Here is a 2,548-nt window from a genome sequence, read left to right as displayed (position 1 = left end):
GAACCTGGTGGATCAGCAGCCCGTCGCACACCTCGATGGCGACCTTGGCGAGAAACTCGTGACTGCGGTGCATGGGGTTGCGGGTCTGGAAGGCAGCAACCGTGGACCAGCCCCTTTCGGCGAACAGCGCCCGGGTCTCGGTGGGGCGCAGGTAAAGCCCTCGGTAGGTCTCGGGAAAGTGGCCCTCCGAGAAGACCGAGACAGGGCCAGCCAGGTTGACCGGGCCCTGCGCCATGACCTTGGCGACGCCAGGGTGGGCCTCGTCGGTTGTACGGTAAATCTCACGACACTCGAGGGCCTTGTCGATTGCGTATTTCTCGGTGACCGCGAGAACGCCGAGGATCTCCCCCTCCGCATCCGTCAAAGCGACGTCGTCGCCCACGGCGACGGCAAAGTCCTCGCCGCAGGACAGCGTGATGGGCAGCGGCCAAAAAAGGCCGTTCTCCAGGCGCATATCGACGCTTGCGCCGTGCCAGTCGGCCGCGCCCATGAAGCCCGCCAGCGGCGAATAGGCGCCCATGGCAAACATGAAGAGGTCCGAGACCTCGCGACTCGACAAAGGCAGCTTCTTCAGGCTGCGCGCCCTGTTGAGCGCCTCGTTCCGTTCCTCCCGCGCCAGCAGCAGAGGCTTCAGGGGAGCGTTGCCGTGTGGGGCGATCAATGTGGACATGGGGCGTCGCCGCGGCGGGAAATCGGAACTAGTCGACGATGTGGTGGACCGGGGCCTTTTCCATAGCCCACTCCCCGGATTCCCGATCGTAGCGAGACAGGGTGAAGCAGTGCCAGTCGGTGTCGTCCAGCTTCGGATGATCGGCCCGATAGTAGTATCCCGGCCACCGCGTTTCGGTCCTGAACATCGTGTGATGCGTCACGGACTCCGAGGCCAGGACCCGGTGGTGTAGCTCCCACACCCGCTGGAGCTGGTGAAGGTCTTCGGCCCCGAGGCTGCCGAGGTCTTCCTTCAGCATGGTCAGCAACTCCAGCCCGCGGGTGAGCATGGGTTCGTTGGTACTGTAAGCGGTGCTGATGCCGCCGACATATTCGTCCATGATCTTCTCGAGACGCTGGAGACCGTGAATTGGCAGGATATAGCTCGGCGAAACCGTTCCCGCGACGATCTCGTTGCGGCCCACCCGGTAGGTCTCCAGAGGCTGGAAGATGACCTGCTTGAGGTCTTCGTATTCCTTCTCGCTGACCTGGGGCCGGTCGGTCTTGAGGTCGTTGACGTAGTTGACTGCCGCCTTTCCGGCGATCCGGCCTTCGGTGAAGGACCCCGACGAGAACTTGTGGGCGGTACCGCCGATGGTGTCGCCGGCGCCGAACAGCCCCTCGACGGACATCATCCGGTTGTATCCCCACTGGTAGTCCGCCGGCGCGCAGTCTTCCGGACCGCTCGCCCACGCGCCCGAGCAGGTGGCGTGCGATCCCATGACGTAGGGCTCGGACGTGGTCAGCTCCGGATTGGTGTGCTTGGGATCGATGTTCTGCGATGCCCAGACGACTGCCTGTCCGATCGTCATGCCGAGGAAGTTCTCCCACCCGACCTGCTCCAGATGGGGATCGGCGAAGGCCTCCTTCGTCACCATGCGGATGGGGCCGCGACCGGCCTTGATCTCCTCCAGGAAGGCGTGGTTGCGCAGACAGGTAGGCACCGGATGCCGGTCGACATAGTCCCCGACCAGCTCCTTGGTGTGGTCGTACCACTTGGACTCGTACTCCTCCCCGTAGGCGTTCTCGGTGTACGTCTTGAGATGGAGGAAATAGGCGCCCACCGGACCGTAACCGTCCTTGAAGCGGGTAAGGACGACCCGGTTCTCCATCTGGGTCATCTTGGCGCCGACGAGGATCGGGAGCGCATAGGCCGACGCGCTGCTCCAGGGGGCGTACCAGGTTCGCCCCATGCCTTCGCCCACCGCGCGGGGCTTGAAGATGTGCGATGCGCCGCCGGCGGACACGATGACGGCCTTCGCGCGGAAGACGTAGAAATCCCCGGTACGGACGTTGAACCCGACCGCTCCGGCGACGCGGTTGGGATTCGCCCGGTCCGTCAGAAGGTGGGTCACCATGATCCGGTTGTAGACTTCGGTGGCGGCCTTGCGGGCGGCTTCGGCGACGATCGGCTTGTAGCTCTCGCCGTGGATCATGATCTGCCACTTGCCTTCGCGCAGATAGCGCCCGGTTTCCGGGTCCTTCATGATCGGAAGGCCCCACTCCTCGAACTTGTGCACCGTGGAGTCGACATGCCGGGCGATATCGAAGCCCAAGTCCTCCCGCACCAGGCCCATGAGGTCGTTCCGGGCGTAGCGGACATGGTCTTCGGGCTGGTTCTCGTCCCACTGCATGCCCATGTAGCAGTTGATCGCGTACAGGCCCTGGGCGACGGCGCCGCTGCGCTCGATGTTCGCCTTCTCGACGCAGACCACCTTGAGGTCGCGCCCCCAATATCCGGCTTCGTACGTCGCGCCGCAGCCGGCCATGCCGCCGCCGACGACCAGGATATCCGAGTCTACGAAAACCGTTTTCCGGCGAGCGAACAAACTCACTAGTG

The 2,548-nt window shown here is 64.1% G+C and carries 2 protein-coding genes; both read right to left on the bottom strand.

Annotated features, from left to right (window positions below; genetic code table 11):
- Positions 1-670 (bottom strand): sulfate adenylyltransferase (sat, locus tag OXF11_18335; GenBank protein ID MCY4489057.1); only part of this gene is annotated, 670 nt, incomplete at its 3' end.
- Between the two features lie 28 nt (positions 671-698).
- Positions 699-2,543 carry an adenylyl-sulfate reductase subunit alpha gene (gene aprA / locus OXF11_18330; GenBank protein ID MCY4489056.1) on the bottom strand — a complete coding sequence of 615 codons (1,845 nt, stop codon included), beginning with the start codon at positions 2,541-2,543 and terminating at the stop codon, positions 699-701.
- Positions 2,544-2,548: the final 5 nt, after the last annotated feature.

The organism is Deltaproteobacteria bacterium (genome assembly GCA_026712905.1).
In the GTDB taxonomy this organism is placed as follows: Bacteria; Desulfobacterota; Binatia; order UBA9968; family JAJDTQ01; genus JAJDTQ01.
Note: the sequence above shows the minus strand (reverse complement) of the source record. Positions and strands in the feature narration are given on the sequence as shown.